The sequence below is a fragment of the Grimontia marina genome, from assembly GCF_900060185.1.
In the GTDB taxonomy this organism is placed as follows: domain Bacteria; phylum Pseudomonadota; class Gammaproteobacteria; order Enterobacterales; family Vibrionaceae; genus Enterovibrio; species Enterovibrio marinus.
Map to the genome: position 1 here is coordinate 61,124 of NZ_FIZY01000025.1, position 16,603 is coordinate 77,726.

A 16,603-nucleotide genomic window follows, 5' to 3' on the forward strand; every position below is an offset into this window, starting at 1 on the left:
CTGAGTAAGTTGATGAGCCAGATTATTAATACTGCAGAGACAGTATATCCTTTCCCTCCGAAGCCGGAGGCCTTGTCCGAGCAACAGAAAACTGACTACATTGCGAGCATCAAGCAACTGCTTAAGGAAAAAGATGCAGTGATGATTGCTCACTACTATACCGACCCTGAAATCCAGGCGCTGGCCGAAGAAACCGGTGGTTTCGTTGGTGACTCTCTGGAAATGGCGAAGTTTGGTAACAAACATCCTGCTAAGACCCTTCTGGTTGCTGGCGTTCGCTTTATGGGCGAAAGCGCCAAAATCCTTACTCCGGAAAAAACGGTTCTGATGCCAACGCTTGAAGCAGAGTGTTCATTGGATTTGGGCTGCCCAGAAGATCGCTTCACCGAATTCTGCGATGCTCACCCTGACCATACGGTAGTGGTTTACGCCAATACTTCTGCTGCGGTTAAAGCTCGCGCGGATTGGGTAGTCACCTCGTCTATCGCCTTGGAAATCGTCGAACATCTCGACGCAGAAGATAAGAAAATCATCTGGGGCCCGGACCGCCATTTAGGTTCATACATCGCGAACAAGACCGGTGCAGAAATGCTGCTTTGGCAAGGCGAGTGTGTGGTACACGATGAATTCTCCGCGAAAGCGTTGAGAGACATGAAAGCGGTTTACCCAGATGCTGCGATTCTGGTTCACCCTGAATCGCCTGCAAGCGTTGTAGAGCTTGCTGATGCTGTTGGTTCAACGAGTCAGCTGATTAAAGCAGCGAAAGAGTTACCAAACAAGCAACTGGTTGTAGCGACTGACAAAGGTATCTTCTTCAAGATGCAGCAAATGGTGCCGGAAAAAGAGTTGATTGAAGCGCCAACCGCCGGTGCTGGTGCAACATGCCGAAGCTGTGCACACTGTCCTTGGATGGCAATGAACGGCTTGAAGGCAATCGAATTGGCACTGCGTGAAGGTGGCGAAGAGCACGAGATTTTCGTTGATGAAGCGATCCGAGTGAAATCCCTTATTCCACTGAACCGTATGCTGGATTTTGCCGCGTCTCTGCAATTGCAGGTTAAAGGCAACGCGTAAGGTCAAAGAAAGTTAATGAGAAGGCGGGCATGATGTTCGCTTTTTTTTGCACATTGAGGAATAAACATGGCACAAGCAATGTTAACCATGGGGCTTCCAATCGCACTGGCTTGGATGATGTTCTGTGTCGGCATTACCTTGTCATTGGCTGATTTCAAACGCGTGGCGGAGTACCCGGGAAAAATTGCAGCTGGATTAACGGCGCAGCTTGTCGGTTTGCCGCTAATTGCCTATATCCTCATTCATGTTTTTGCGTTGCCAGAAGTGGTCGCTGTGGGTATTTGGATTCTGGCATTGGCTCCGGGTGGGGCTTCCTCCAACGCGATAAGTCATTTGGCAGGCGGTGACTCGGCACTCTCTATCACCATGACGGCGGTCAGCAGCCTGATTATTCCTTTCAGCTTACCTCTGATGTTGCCTTTGGTGCTTTCAGATGTGTCTGCAGTGATTCCGGTGAAAACGGCCATCCTGCAGCTTATCGCTGTCACTTTGTTGCCAGTGATTATTGGTATGTTGCTCAATCACTTCGTCAAAGGTAAAGGGTTTGCACGTTTTTCTGTTTTGGCAGGTAAGTCAGCCTTGTGGGCGCTGTTCTTTACCGTGGCAGTGACGCTGGCTGCTAACACGGCCGTATTCTCTCAACTGTTCTCCGTTGCGTCTGTGATGGTGCTGTTACTGTGTTTGTTGGGAATGGGCTTGGGTGTTGCCGTGTCAAAGCTGTTTTCAGGCGATAGAAAGCTCACACGAACTTTTGCTATTGAGGTTGGTATTCAGAATGCGGGCACGGCGATATTCGTAGCAGTCGTCCAACTTCAACAGCCTGAACTGGCATTGACGCCTCTGCTTTACGGGGTGTTGATGAATATTCCGGCTGTAATATTGATTGCGCTTAATAAGCACAGACAGGATTCTGTTACCGTGTAGGGGCTACAAATCTGAGGTTAAAAAGAGCTGCTATTGGCAGCTCTTGTCTATTGCGATTAACGTAACTGCCAAACGCGGTAGGTCTTACCTTTGATTTTCCCGCTGGAGAGTTTCTTCAAGGCTTTCTTCGCCACGCTGCGCTCAACGGCAACATAGGAACGGTAATCGGTGACTTTAATTTTGCCGACTTGTTTACCTTCAATACCATTTTCTCCGGTCAATGCGCCAAGAATATCACCAGGGCGAACCTTGATTTTCTTACCGCCATCAATGTGCAGCGTCACCATGGCAGGTGTGCGTGGCACATTGTTCAATACGCTGGAATCTGGCAGTGCTGAGGGTTTAATGTCGCGCTCAAGATGATCTTCCAGCAATGCAACACGATAACCATCCTCATCACCGAAGAAGGTATACGCAGCACCTTCGCTGCCTGCACGGCCAGTCCGGCCAATACGGTGAATGTGAACTTCAGTATCAAACGCCATGTGGTAGTTGATCACCGCATCCAACGCTTCGATGTCCAAACCGCGGGCAGCAACATCTGTCGCCACCATGATGTTGGTGCTCTTGTTGGAAAACTTTAACAGCATCTGATCCCGATCGCGTTGCTCTAAATCGCCATGCAGCGCTACCACAGAGAAGCCTTCGTTATCCAGTACAGCGGCCACGTCTTTCACGTCACGCTTGGTGTTACAGAACACCACCGCACTTTCTGGCTGATGCTTCAGCAGCAGAAGCTGAAGTGCTTCGATACGCTCGCGATTATTTGCACAGCGGTAGAAATGTTGAGTAATGCTGGTGTCGTCGTGGTTTGATTCCACTTTCACCATTACCGGTTTTGCCATGATTTGTTTGCTGATGCTCTGGATCTGCGTCGGATACGTTGCGCTGAAAAGCAGCGTTTGACGGTCAGAAGGCACCTGGTCAAAAATGGTATCTAGCGCAGGTTGGAACCCCATTTCCAGCATGCGGTCAGCTTCATCCAGAATCAGCGTGTTCACTTCTTCTAAAGACAGGCGGCCTTTTTCCATATGGTCGAGGATTCGGCCTGGTGTACCTACGATAATGTGCGCACCATGCTCCAGTGAGCCGATTTGTGGCCCCATAGGAACACCGCCACACAGTGTCAGTACTTTGATGTTGTGGATGCCACGCGCCAGCTTGCGGATTTCAATTGCTACCTGATCGGCTAGTTCACGGGTAGGGCAGAGTACCAGCGATTGAACGCGGAAGCGTTTTACGTTCAAACGGTTCAGCAGTCCAAGACCAAACGCGGCGGTTTTACCTGAGCCTGTTTTACCCTGACCAATGACATCTTTCCCATCAAGTATGGAAGGCAGGCTCTGGGCCTGAATTGGCGTCATGGTTTTGTAGCCAATGTCAGTGAGTGTAGAAAGCAATTCATCTTTCAACGGAAGTGTTGAGAAACCTTGATTCGTCACAGGGAGAGTCTCGTTGTCAGTGCCGTTTGAGCGGCGAGTATATTCAGGGGCGCGACTATATCAGGTATGGTTGAAAACTGCGCGAAAACTTTGAAAGAAAAAAAAGCGGCTCGCTGGCCGCTTTTTTAAACACACGAGGAAAATGGCGGATTATTGTGCTTCAACCATCTGCATTGCTCGCATCGTCAGGCCACAAAGCATCACTGGCATCCCATTAAACACTTCGTCAAACTGCGCAAGCTCTGCTGCACCTTGTTCTTCCATCACTGCCAATGCAGCCTCAGGATCAAACAGCAGACTGATAGAAAGTAGAACACCACCCAGAAGCGCATTCTCTTGAGAGTCTTCAGGCATTAGAGTTTCCCAGTCATCACGGCACAGGGTCCAACCCTGAAGCATACCTTCGCAGTATTCACGTGTCGCTTCGTTAACGATATCGCTTTCGCTCAGTGCACAGACTTCCGGCCATTGCCATTCGTTTGAAAGTAAAGCGCCACGCTGCTCGTTCCACATGGCCACGATGATATTCGCGTATTGCTCGAGTTGTTCATGACTACCGAACGGCGCTTCGTCTTCGCCACCCCACATAAATGCAAGCCATTCACTTGGGTCGATGAGGTGTGGCGCTGCAGCCATAGCAGTCACAAAACCTTTTGTTTGCGTGGCAGATAGCAGTTTTTGCTCCAATCCGTTTTCGGTAATAAATTGTGATAGCGAGATAGACATGAAAAACTCTCTTTTCCTAACAAGGTGCTTATTCTAACAGTCTGAGCTCAAAACAGAGAAAGAAAAGCGGTGAGGGCGTGGAAATCACGCAATGTCGCTTGAATCATAAACACTTGCACGATTTTTTCAGAAATCTTATTGACCTTAAATCCGCGCTTCCCTATAGTAGCGACCCGTTGAGGCGTATAAGCCCAACGATAATTTGGTGAGTTGTCCGAGTGGCTGAAGGAGCACGCCTGGAAAGTGTGTATACGGCAACGTATCGAGAGTTCGAATCTCTCACTCACCGCCACATTCAAAGCCCGAGCAGAAATGCTCGGGTTTTCTCTTTTCTGGCTGATAGAAAAATGATTTTGAAAGTGGGAGAGTGCTTAGCCAGTGCATCGCAGCGGCGCTGCCAAGCGACATAATCTTACTGGAAAGGTGGAATATCGAAATAACGAATAACCCCCTAAGCGTTTTATCTATGATTCAAACGGAGGCGCTCAGGTTGTTTGGGTATAGGTATTTAATGTGACCGAATGGAAACATTCTCCAAGCTTGAATTGAGTAAAGACAAAAGAGGGATAGGAGGGGAGATATACCCGAAGTATCCATCAACTTTTATATCAGCCAGAGAGTTTAATTGTTGTTGATACTCAACAGCAGAGACGATCACGTCAATACCGAGTGTTGAAGCCAATTTAACCATAGGTTTCAACAGCAGATGGTTGCTATCGTCTTGCTGGTTTTGAAGGAATGACTGTTCAAGCTTAACGAATGCAGGTTTCAGTTGTTTAAGGTAGGCCACGGAGTTTAAATTCTGCCCAAATCTATCGATTCCAAAACGTAAACCCGCTTCTCTAAGAGCTTTTGAGACTACTTCGCAATCCTTAGGATGTAGGCTGACGAGTGATTCAGAGAACTCAAAAAAGATACGATTTTCAAGTTTGTTCTTCTTTACTGTTTGAACCAACCATTTCAAGAAGTCTGAATTTCGCACGCTGCTTGAGGTTAGGTTTATCGACAAAGGCGGAATATGAAGGTCACCTAAAAGAATTGCTGCAACATGATTGATTACAGATTTGTCAAATTTAGTAGATAGTGAGTAGCGAGACAAAGTAGAGATTAATTTTGATGCTGGAATAACTTGGTTATCTAATTTCAGATGGGCGTAGACTTCGTAGTGCTGAACAGTTTGTGTCGTTTTAGAAATAATAGGTTGTGCCATTAATTCGAAAGCTTCTGTATTGACGACCTCAGTGAGTTTGGTACCAAGTTGTTCTTCAGAGTAGGCTTTATCAGCCACAGAAAAATGAAACACTTGTCGTGTGCTTTCTGCATCCTGTAATGTGGCATTTGCCCTAGAGAGGAGTGAAGATGCTGAGTCGTTTTCTTTCTTCTCTGTAATGCCAATAGTAAAGGCGTTAGCGGTGGATTGTCCGCTACTGATTACTTGGTTGTTGAGCGTTCGAATGAGAGGGCCCAATATTGTCCGAGTTTGTTTTTCATCAACACTTGGCAAAAGAATCGCTAACTCGATTTTACTCATTCTCGCGATGAGAGCGTTTTGGGTTTTAGGGATAACACCACTCAACTCCTGTCGCAATGAACGCATGACTTTATTCAAATCTTCGCTATTCTCAGAGAGTGAGTTGTGTGTAAGCCATTTCAAATTAACCAGCATGACAATGCCGCTATCACCGTCCTCAAGCCAGCTCTCGAGCTGCCGCACAAAGAAGTTTCTGTTGTGAAATCCTGAGGGAGAGTCAAATAGATACCTCTGTCTTAATGCATTAATTTCCTCATTCAGGGTTTCAAATAAGCTTTCAACTTGTGAAGACATATCATTGAAAGCAGCAGTGAGCTCGACGAGTTCGTTTCCTTTTGGGGCTGGTAGCGGCGAGGGGAAATCTAGCTTTGCAATACGTCTAGCCCCTTCCGTCATCACTGAAATAGGCGTTAAGGCTCTTCCCAAAACGAGACGAATAAGAAGAGCCGTAACGAGCATCACTGCCGCAGTGAAAAGAACAAATTGAACCGAAAACTTCCAAAGCGCTAAATATGCATAATCAGGTGTCAATGAGACTGTTAATGTGGCCAGATCTGTCCAACCATTATTCACTTGAGTTTCAAGTGTTAATGGTTCGAGAAACCCTAATGCCATGAACCAGCCTGGCACTTCATGATGGGTGTTGGACTGGTGCGACCAAGTTTGCACATCACCATCAAACAACCACATCAGTTTTACGTGCTGTAACTGTGTTCCCTCCGACATGATGGCAGAGAAAAATATCTCACTGTTCTCACGGTCTCCTGTTTCCAATATCGGAATGACAGAGACGCTCAGCGTGTGCAAAGAACTCTCTGCTTGAAACTGCATCTCTTTTTTGAGCAACGTGAGATTGTTCGAAAACTCTGCCACAGCAAGAATTGCAAACAGGCCAAAAAGTGTTCCTATTACACACAGCGTGACTTTGTTCGTTATTGTCATACTATTTCCACTTTATGGTACTTGTGACACCTTACAATTTAAGCTGTTAACAGCATCATTTGTTGTTCAAACGTTCAATTTCTTCAAGGACTTCTGGTTGAATTTCCAAAGAAGAAAGGAGCTGCCCCGTCGCGTTTAAGATGCGATATTTAGCAATAAGTTGATCGAATTGTGCTGCTTCTAGGTCTTTTCTGGAATCGAAAAGCTCATTTTCTGCGTCCAAGAGATCAAGCAGAGAGCGCTGACCTAATCTGAACTGAAGCGTATAGGCGCTCTGAGTTTCGATAGAAGCTTCAACATGTTCTGCAAGATATCCTACTTGGTCTTGGAGGCTAACATGTGCATTCCAAGCCAGCGTAGTGCCCTCAACCACTTCTCTTCTTGCTCTGTGTTTGATTTCTTCTGATTCACCAATTCGAAATGCTGTTTCTCGCTCGTAAGCGTGGTCTCTTCCACCATTAAATAAGTTGTAGCGCATTCGAAGCATGGCTTGAATATCATTATTATGCCCGAGACTGCCGCTAATATCGTTATCCCAGTTGCTGTTCAATTCAAGGCTCACTTCAGGGTAATATGTGGATTTTGACGTCTCATACTGATATCTAGCGGCTGACACATCTGCCATCGCAAGTTTTAATGTAGGGTGGACGCTTTCGGCGGTGGCAAGCGCCTGTTGCAAATTTTCTGGTAACAGGCTGGTTTTGGGTTGCGGTTCTTTCAGATCTATCGGAGGTACGTTGACGATCTTGACGTAGCTGGCTCTGGCATCAAGTAGATTATTTTCTGCTGCTGCTAAATTTGCTTTTGCTCTCGCTAGACGCCCCATGATCTGAGAGAGGTCGGCAGAAGAGCCCAAACCAGAGTCAGTCTTTTCTTTTATCTGCCTGTAGATGTTCTGATGAGATAGCAGATTAACTCGAGACAGGCTCACGACCCGTTCTGCCTGAATGTACTTGATATAAGCCCTTATAGTCTCTAATGCATGATCTTCAGATGTAGAGATAACTCCCCAATATTCTGCTTCCGTCTCAGCCTCTGTCCTGCTCACTTCATTCATGGTTCGGAAGCCACTAAAAAGTGCTTGTCTTATACTCAAACCAGCTTCCCCTGGATTAAGTCTGTCGTTCTGGGTACCGGATGAACGTGTAGACGGACTGTCTGTTTCAGCAATGCCATACCCGGCATTTAAGTCCACTGTAGGTAAATAGCCTGCATACGCCTGCGAAATTTGTTCTCGTTGAGCTTGGTAGGAATTAAATGCTCTTCTTACTTCTGGGCTTGAGGATAATGCAGTAGCAACAGCTTGCTCTAAGGTGTCCGAATGACTTGCGGTTGGAAAAGCTATCAGGCAAGGCAGAGACCAGTGAAGAATTTTGTTGCATCTGTTACTTATTTTCTTGTTCGCCATTTTTAGAACTCCTGACTGAGGCAGCGATCGTTTAGCGTTCGCGAAGAGCCGACTCCCTTGCTCGCAATATTGGATTAAGTATGTAGTTAAGTATGGTTCTTTTACCAGTGATGATATCTACACTGGTAAGCATGCCAGGAATAATTGGCATGGAAGTACCATCTTTATCTGATAAATTTGATACGTCGGTTCTAACTCGTACCAGATAAAAGCTGTTACCTTCTTCGTCTTGTGTCGTATCGGCACTAATGTGCTCTAGTTTCCCCGAGAGACCGCCATAACGAGTAAAGTCATAGGCTGTCACCTTGACAACGGCTGGTAGACCAGAATGAAGGAATGCAATGTCTTTAGGTTTAATTTTTGCTTCAATGAGCAGTTGATCCTCTGTAGGAACAATTTCAAGAATATCTTTTCCTGGTGTAATAACACCGCCAAGCGTATTAATGTGAACAGTTTTGATAGTTCCTGTCACGGGGGAAGTAATAATCGCTTTATTCACTTTATCCTGTGCCCCGACTTGCGCTTGTTGAAGCCTAGCGAGTTTCGCTTCAAGCTCACTAATTTGCATTCTGTTCTCATTTTGAAATGAAAGAATGGCTTCACGGCGTTTTAAAATGGCTTCGTCTTGTTGTGCTTTGAGCTTAGGTTGTAATTGATAAAGTGCTGCTATTTCACCACGAATATCATTAAGTTGACGTTGTAGTTTGAGTAACTCTACTTCGGCGACTATTTTTTTTCTTGCCAGAGGCTTGGTCAGTTCGTATTCACGTGCGACAAGTTTTGCACTTCCTTCGAGTGTTTTTATCTTAGTTTTTAGTTCTTTTATTTCTTGGTACTTTTGTAAAACTTGGCGTGATTGAATCTCTATCTTATTTTTTAAATCGTCTAAGCGACCTTGAAACTCCAGAGCTTGTCGCTGGAGCAGTTCAGGTTCGCTCTTCTTGAGCTCATCAGAAAAGAGCAGTGATGTAGGCTGGATGCTGATTTGGTCTTGCCAGTTTACATCTAGACCTTTTAAATCAATGCTGCTTAGTTCCTGCTGCAAACGAGCGATATTTGCAATAATACTTACACCTTCCTCTTCTTGTTGTGCAACATCAGAGCGGAAACGGGTATCATCGATACGTACGAGTGGTGTGCCTTTTTGTACTATCATGCCTTCCTTGACGTACATTTCTTGCAAAATTCCGCCATCCAGACTTTGAATAAGCTGAACCTGTGAAGAGGGAATTACCTTCCCTTCTCCACGAGTGATCTCGTCAAGCGATGACACTGATGCCCATACAATAAAGACAACGACCATAATGACAAAAAGCCAAACAACAATGCGATATTTGCGCGGGACATCCATCATCATTGCGCCGTAGATATCGTCTGCCATATCGAGGTGTTCGCGTTCTTTCGAATTACTCATTATGCGAATCCTTCTTTGAATCGTTCCGACTTCCCTGGCCCTGGGAGAGTTTATTTAATACCTCATCTCTTGGCCCATCTAGGAAAATACGTCCTTTATCTATTACCACGACACGATCGACGAGTCTTAACAGTGGCATTTTGTGTGTAATGAGAACCAATGTCCGGTTCTTACAAACCAAAGGGATAGAAGACATAAATTGCTTTTCGGCGTATGCGTCCATGGAAGAAGTAGGCTCGTCCATTAGCAAGATAGAAGGGTCATTAAGAATGGAACGAGCAAGGGCAACAGCTTGACGCTGGCCCCTAGAAAGAGCATCTCCACGTTCACCAACTTGTTTATCTAAACCCTGAGAGTCGAGAGAAGTAAATTGGATTACACCAGAGAGTTGCACTGCTCGAATAAGTTGGTGTTCAGTAACCTGACGAGTACCGAAAAGTATGTTGTCTCGAATGGTGCCGTGGAAGAGGGTGATGTCTTGTGGCATGTAACCAACGTTCCTACGCAGGTCTGCAGGATGGATCTGTTTTGAGTCAATGCCATCGAATCGCAGATTTCCCTGAGTTGGCTGGTATAGTCCTGCAAACATTTTAAGTAGGGTTGTTTTCCCTGACCCATTTTTCCCAATGATTGCGACTTTTTCACCTTCTTTGATTTTAAGTGAGCATGGGTAGAGCACAGGTTCTTCGGTTTCAGGATAAGTAAAAGTAACACCAGAGCACTCGATTTGGCCTTGCAATTGGTTACGGCTTATCAGGTGCCCTTTATTTTCATATTCATCTTCTTGACCCATCAGCTCATCAAGTTGCTTTAAAGAACTTATCGTCTGATTGGCTCGTGTTAGGAGATTTGCCAACTGAGCCATTGGAGATACCACACGGCTTGACAGCATGACTGCGGCAATGATTCCACCCATGGAAATATCACCTTCGGAAACCCGGTAAACGCCAAGTATGACAACGGATACCGATGTTACTTGAGTGATAAATGTTGTGAGGTAAGAGACAGATTGAGAAATCTTCTTAACCTTCATTCCCCACGTTGCGGAATGAGCAATCATCTGTTGCCAAGTTTTTTGAACAACACCTTCAGCCAGATTCGCCTTAATCGCTTCCATAGCAGCAAGGCTCTCCACTAAATGTCCATTTTTCAGCCCCGCAAATTGGTTGCTTTCGTCAATAGCATCTCTCAATCGTGGTTGTATCGCTATGGCATAACCGAGAATGATAATACTTGCTATGATTGGAATGAAAACGAGGTCACCTGCGAATATGTAGATGACGAAGAGAAAGAAAATAGCAAAGGGCAGGTCTACCAGAGCGGTAACAGTGGTGGAGGTTAACATTTCCCTCACACTATCAAACTCATTGATCTGCCTTGCCATACCTCCAACACTTGGTCCGCGTTTTTCCAATGGGATCCCAATGGACTTCGCAAACAAACGTGAAGAAACGATGATATCTATTTTCTTACCAGCATCATCAATCATGACGCTTCTGACGTACCGGAGGATATAGTCGAATACAAAGACTAATGCAGCGCCACTGGCTAGCACCCAAAGGGACTCAAATGCCTGATTAGGAAGTATTTTGTCATATACGTTCATGACAAAAAGAGGCGATACCAGAGCAAAAATGTTGACAATAACCGAAGCTAGCAAGGCTTCCCGATATATCGGAGCTGCCTCTCTTAACATCGAAAATAGCCAGTGACCTTTCTTCGTATAACGATGAAGCTCTACGCTCTGATCACCTCTGTACTGCTTCTTAACCAGGATGGCATATCCCGTATATTGGGCTTCAAGCTCCTCTATCGTAAGTTCGGTTTCACCTCCAGTATCAGGCAGTTGAATCACTGCCTTTCCTGTTTCGCTGTCCAATAATCGAAGAATACAGGCCTTCTTTTCTACGAGGAGTAACACGCATGGCATTAACATATCCCCGATGGTATTCAGAGGCTTCCTAACCACTCGTGAGAGTAAACCCGCACGCGCTGACGCCTGAGGAAACAAGTCAGGTGTTAGCCTTACCTCTCTGAGAGGTAAACTGGCAATCAGTGCCTCACCAGAGCACGGTGTTCCATAGTGCTCGGTCAAAATCACCAAGCTCTCAAGCAAAGGGTCATCGGTGGTTTGTGTTGAACCACTGATGTCCCACTGAGATTGTGTGTTATCCGCTAATCGCACAATATCCAGCCTTCTACTCGTTATGGATCAACGTTTGGATCGTCAAGAAGTGTTGTTGAATTCTCTACAACATCGGTCTCCGAAGCTTGCTGGAACAAGGCTTTAACGTTGTCATCTTCAAATACACTATTTTTAATTACTCCATTCTCATCAACGATATCTTGTAATGACACGCCTTCAAGGATGATTTCTTGATTCCAAGTGTTGTCACCGGTGGTGTCAACTCTCAGCACTACAGAGCCATCTTGCTCGAAAATATCTACGTCATCAGCAGACAACAAGATATCGTTTTCATCTGTGACAAGATCCGAGAGATTCAAGTGCGTTTGACCAACCGTGAAATCTGAAACAGTGTCGGAAGTCGGCGTATCACCCAAATTGTCTGCACTCCAGGCTAATTCGTCACTGTCTAAACCACTGATACTCTTGTATTCGATATCACGCTGGCCAGCACCGGCGTCCGTGACTATGGCTCCAGCATCAAACATTCCATTGATAATGTCTTCTTTCGTAGAGCCATAAATATCGAACAAATCAACCCCTTCCAGAATGATAGACTGTTCGTAGGTTCCACTAAGATCTGCATCAATAGAGATTACCGTTGAACCGTTGTTCAGCTCGAATTTGAGGTAATTTCCTAGCGGGTTTTGAGACTCATTGATCAGGAGATCCCCAAGATCCAAGGTATCGAATTTAGGGTTGAAGTCTAATATGCGGTCCGTACCAAACTCGTTTTTCCGCCAGACAAACGTGTCGTTACCCGAATCACCCCGCAAGACATCGTTTCCTAGTCCCCCAATAATAGTATCGTCACCTTTACCCCCTCTGATGCCATCGTTATGTCTGCCACCATCAAGAGTATCGTCACCACTATGCCCGTAAAGTATGTCAGAACCGGATTGGCCAAAGACCTGATCGTTACCACTTCCCGCATTGACAATGTCAGCTTCGACACCAGTAGTATCGGAAGAGTTGAGCTGACCATTATTGCTGGTTATTGAACCAAGGTTTCCGGTCATGATATTTAAGCTACTGATCTCATTTTCGGTAAGTTCAATATCATCGTCCGTATTACCAGTTTGCGAGTTCCCGGAGGCTCCTGCGTAAATTTGATCATTGCCACTGCCGGCTTCAACGTAGTCCTTGCCTTGGCCTGTGCTAATGACTTGTGCATCACTCCCGTTATTGAAGCCTGTTTCGGTAGTTCCTGGCGAAGTGGTTATCGTTTGTTCGTTACCACTTGCGTCGAGAACTGTACCTTCAAGGTTGTCATCAACGAAGACTTGAACCTGATCCGGATTAGCTGCACCTTCTCCACCGGCAACAATAACCGTATCATCGCCATCATTCGTCTCAACAGTGACGTCTGTTCCGACTGGAATACCGTTAAAGTCTTCTGGTGTGACACCGATTATCAACTGGTTGGTTGAAGTATCTCCGTCGCCATCTCTAACAGTGTAGATAAAGTTCTCTGTAGCGTCCTTCGGAATGATGTCAGCGCTGGACTCAAGTTCGTAGCGATAGCTACCATCAGACTGCAATACAAGGAAACCATATGTGCCCTGAATCTTTGTACCCACACCAGTGGAGAGATCTGTTCCTGTATTTGTACCTACACCAACACCGACCACAGTGAGTCCATCAGCACCAGAATCGTTATCCAGGACATTACCCTCCTTATCTGGTAACGCATAGCCATTACCTTCGACAATACGGGCAATTAACTGGTAACTATTGGACTGTTGTTCATAGGTTCTAACTGTATCGACTAGATCACCCTGTTCATCAATAAAACCGAGGACCTTGATAGTGTAGAAATCGCCTTCATATTCGAACGTGACTTCAGGCTGACCAATTTGGATAATATCTCTAGAAGCATCATCTCCTGGGTTTCCTGGAGTGTTAGGCGTTTCATTGTGGTCAAAGTCGATGTCGATTCTGATAGGAGTCACTACACCATAAGAGTCAGTAATCGTGAAGGTCACGGTTAAGGTTGCTGCTGAAATGGCCGAACCTACAGGAACAGGGTTGTTATAGTGAATAAACATACCCAGATTGATATCTTGGTTCAGCTCCAATACCCCATTGAGGTTGGCATCATTGTCCCAAAAACCATAGCCTGATGAGCTTACGTCACTGGCATTACCCCAGCGCATTTGATCGAGGCCGGTATCATTGTCAGCACCGTCAAAACGCCTCAGCGGGTTACCTCCGACCACAGAATTCCATTCCCCAACAATCCCAGAAGCTTCAAAGCCATCCACCAATACATTAACGCCATTGGTATTGATGCTCGTTGTGACATCATCATCAACAACATTCACTTTCAGGCTAGTATTGTTGCTATCGCCATCGACGTCATACGCGGTAATAGAGAAATTATCGACCAGCGTATCTGTTGATGAATGGTTTTGTGCTGATGACAGAACATAGTCAAAGCTCACTACCCCTGTATTAAAATCAGTCGCTTGATAGTCAGTGATTTCGATGGTGCCGTATTGACCATTAATCACTACTGGGTTTTCAGGAGTTGCTGCCTGTAGCGCAGAGAGCGTGACCGGTGTGCTGTTTGTTCCGTCGTTGAACACGATACGATCTAAACCATCAGGTGACGTCACTGTAAACTGCCCTGACTGCGTCACTGGTGTTGTACCGCCTTGTGTCCCCCCTGGTAGACCACTCTCGTTGACTGTTATCTCTGCAGGGGTCGTTATCGAAACGCCATCATCTACAGCATCAACCGTAATGTTCAGGGTTGAGCTATCGGTGCTATCTCCGTCGGTCAGAACATAGTTAATTGCTGGTACCGCTCCGAAATAGTTAGTTGCTGGAACAAAGGTATATGCGCCGCTAGCTGCCAACGTAATTGTACCTACACCCGATATGACATATGCCGTGCCCAGTACAAAAGGTCCTGACTCACCAGCAACACTGAAGCTTTGTACCGTCAATGGACCATCGACGCTGGTGCCGTCAATCACATCACCTGAGATACCAGTAGTGCTGTCCTCAGTGACATTGACGTTTTCATTGTTATCTGTGAATTCGTCATTAACTGGAGATACCGTTATATCCAGTACGGCGGTATCTCCGATGTTAGTGGTATAGGTGATATCAGGTACTTCACCATTCCAGTTGGCAACTGGTGTAAAGGTGTAAGTACCGTTGGCGTTAATCACAATGGTACCGATACCAGACAAGGTTGCTGTTTGGCCAGCAGTGTAGGTAGTTGAATTACCAGCAACAACGAAGCTGGTAATGCCGGTACTGCCCGTGTCATTAGTAAGTACATTACCATTAAGTGTGTTGTCTTCTGGGGAAGTTTTCACATCATTAACGGTGTTACTCAGCTGAGCAGTATCACTGCCCTCTGTTGATACATTACCGTCACGGTCGGTTTGTGTAGCAGAAACTGTGATGGTATCGCCTTTAGCCACCGCCTCTGTCCACGTAATGATACCGTTGCCGGTGTCATAGCTGTAGGTACGGCTACTGTCATCTGAAACTAGCTGAGTGCCATTCCAGGTGAGCGTGACGTTAGACAGTGTGCCATCGTTGTTGATGGTCAGGTTGATTTGACCACCGGCAACCAGCTCATCGTGGTCAACGTCAACTTGAAGCTGCACATTGTCATTGCCGAGCTCAGACGCGTTGATGACGCCATCGTCAGGGTTGTTGTCATCGACGATGGTCACCGTCGGTGCACCGGTGTTGGCGGTGGTATCGATTTCCGCCGTATCACTGCCAGCCGTAGAGACGTTACCGTCACTGTCGGTCTGGGTCGCCGATACCGTAATGGTATTGCCTTCGGCGACCACTTCGGTCCAGGTAATGGTGCCATTGTTGTAGCTAAAGCCGGATACGGCATTACCGTTGCCGTCAACCACCACAGGGTTACCGTTGTTGTCGAGTGACAGGACGACCTGGGAGGTGGTGCCGCCATTGTTAATGGTCAGGTTGATTTGACCACCGGCAACCAGCTCATCGTGGTCAACGACTACCTGCAGCTGCACATTGTCATTGCCCAGCTCAGACGCGTTAATCACACCGTCGTCTGGGTTGTTGTCATCGACAATGGTGACAGTCGGTGCCGTGGTGTTGGCGGTGGTATCAATTTCCGCCGTATCGCTGCCGGCATCGGAGACGTTACCGTCACTGTCGGTCTGGGTCGCCGATACCGTAATGGTATTGCCTTCGGCAACCACTTCGGTCCAGGTAATGGTGCCATTGTTGTAGCTAAAGCCGGATACGGCATTACCGTTGCCGTCAACCACCACAGGGTTACCGTTGTTGTCGAGTGACAGGAATACCAGGGAGGTGGTGCCGCCATTGTTAATGGTCAGGTTGATTTGACCACCGGCAACCAGCTCATCGTGGTCAACGACTACCTGCAGCTGCACATTGTCATTGCCCAGCTCAGACGCGTTGATGACGCCATCGTCAGGGTTGTTGTCATCGACGATGGTCACCGTCGGTGCACCGGTGTTGGCGATGGTATCGATTTCCGCCGTATCACTGCCAGCCGTAGAGACGTTACCGTCACTGTCGGTCTGGGTCGCCGATACCGTAATGGTATTGCCTTCGGCAACCACTTCGGTCCAGGTAATGGTGCCGTTGTTGTAGGTGAAGCCGGTGACAGCATCACCGTTCTCATCCACAACGATAGGGTCACCGTTGCTGTCGAGTGACAGGACGACCTGGGAGGTGGTGCCGCCATTGTTAATGGTCAGGTTGATTTGACCACCGGCAACCAGCTCATCGTGGTCAACGACTACCTGCAGCTGCACATTGTCATTGCCCAGCTCAGACGCGTTAATCACACCGTCGTCTGGGTTGTTGTCATCGACGATGGTCACCGTCGGTGCACCGGTGTTGGCGGTGGTATCGATTTCCGCCGTATCACTGCCAGCCGTAGAGACGTTACCGTCACTGTCGGTCTGGGTCGCCGATACCGTAA

At 46.7% G+C, this 16,603-nt stretch carries 9 protein-coding genes and 1 tRNA gene; 3 read left to right on the forward strand and 7 right to left on the reverse strand.

Annotation, left to right across the window (positions count from 1 at the left end):
• Window positions 1–12: 12 nt before the first annotated feature.
• Entirely contained in the window at window positions 13–1,074 is a 1,062-nt protein-coding gene (gene nadA, locus GMA8713_RS13925) for a quinolinate synthase NadA (RefSeq protein WP_039849941.1), read from the forward strand.
• A 66-nt stretch (window positions 1,075–1,140) separates the two neighbouring features.
• Window positions 1,141–1,998 (forward strand): bile acid:sodium symporter family protein, encoded by an 858-nt coding sequence (locus GMA8713_RS13930; RefSeq protein ID WP_062710907.1) that lies wholly within the window; start codon window positions 1,141–1,143, stop codon window positions 1,996–1,998.
• Window positions 1,999–2,054: 56 nt separating this feature from the next.
• On the opposite strand, the gene dbpA is transcribed toward GMA8713_RS13930, so the two are convergent.
• Together dbpA and GMA8713_RS13940 are read right to left on the reverse strand one after the other, a co-directional pair.
• Window positions 2,055–3,440, reverse strand: coding sequence for an ATP-dependent RNA helicase DbpA (gene dbpA, locus GMA8713_RS13935; RefSeq protein ID WP_062710910.1), 1,386 nt, complete (start codon window positions 3,438–3,440; stop codon window positions 2,055–2,057).
• A gap of 150 nt (window positions 3,441–3,590) precedes the next feature.
• Window positions 3,591–4,166, reverse strand: coding sequence for a UPF0149 family protein (locus tag GMA8713_RS13940; protein ID WP_062710913.1), 576 nt, complete (start codon window positions 4,164–4,166; stop codon window positions 3,591–3,593).
• Between the two features lie 204 nt (window positions 4,167–4,370).
• Between GMA8713_RS13940 and GMA8713_RS13945 the strand changes: the two genes are divergently transcribed.
• Window positions 4,371–4,458, forward strand: a tRNA-Ser gene (locus GMA8713_RS13945).
• A gap of 216 nt (window positions 4,459–4,674) precedes the next feature.
• Here the strand turns inward: GMA8713_RS13945 and GMA8713_RS13950 are convergent.
• From GMA8713_RS13950 to GMA8713_RS13970, 5 genes are all read right to left on the reverse strand, one after another.
• Complete coding sequence (locus tag GMA8713_RS13950) at window positions 4,675–6,639, reverse strand: bifunctional diguanylate cyclase/phosphodiesterase (protein WP_062710916.1); 1,965 nt, start codon at window positions 6,637–6,639, stop codon at window positions 4,675–4,677.
• Between the two features lie 55 nt (window positions 6,640–6,694).
• Entirely contained in the window at window positions 6,695–8,047 is a 1,353-nt protein-coding gene (locus GMA8713_RS13955) for a TolC family outer membrane protein (RefSeq protein WP_062710919.1), read from the reverse strand.
• Between the two features lie 31 nt (window positions 8,048–8,078).
• Entirely contained in the window at window positions 8,079–9,461 is a 1,383-nt protein-coding gene (locus GMA8713_RS13960; RefSeq protein WP_062710921.1) for an HlyD family type I secretion periplasmic adaptor subunit, read from the reverse strand.
• Complete coding sequence (locus GMA8713_RS13965) at window positions 9,454–11,655, reverse strand: type I secretion system permease/ATPase (RefSeq protein WP_198159510.1); 2,202 nt, start codon at window positions 11,653–11,655, stop codon at window positions 9,454–9,456. The genes GMA8713_RS13960 and GMA8713_RS13965 overlap by 8 nt, the downstream gene beginning before the upstream one ends.
• A gap of 11 nt (window positions 11,656–11,666) precedes the next feature.
• Window positions 11,667–16,603 (reverse strand): beta strand repeat-containing protein (locus GMA8713_RS13970; RefSeq protein WP_198159509.1); only part of this gene is annotated, 4,937 nt, incomplete at its 5' end.

What these genes read in the sequence shown, in the direction of transcription:
- nadA (WP_039849941.1), top strand. Translation starts at nt 13, where the DNA reads ATGAGCCAGATTATTAATACTGCAGAGACAGTATATCCTTTCCCTCCG.
- GMA8713_RS13930 (WP_062710907.1), top strand. Translation starts at nt 1,141, where the DNA reads ATGGCACAAGCAATGTTAACCATGGGGCTTCCAATCGCACTGGCTTGG.
- GMA8713_RS13940 (WP_062710913.1), bottom strand. Translation starts at nt 4,166, where the DNA reads ATGTCTATCTCGCTATCACAATTTATTACCGAAAACGGATTGGAGCAA.
- GMA8713_RS13950 (WP_062710916.1), bottom strand. Translation starts at nt 6,639, where the DNA reads ATGACAATAACGAACAAAGTCACGCTGTGTGTAATAGGAACACTTTTT.
- GMA8713_RS13955 (WP_062710919.1), bottom strand. Translation starts at nt 8,047, where the DNA reads ATGGCGAACAAGAAAATAAGTAACAGATGCAACAAAATTCTTCACTGG.
- GMA8713_RS13960 (WP_062710921.1), bottom strand. Translation starts at nt 9,461, where the DNA reads ATGAGTAATTCGAAAGAACGCGAACACCTCGATATGGCAGACGATATC.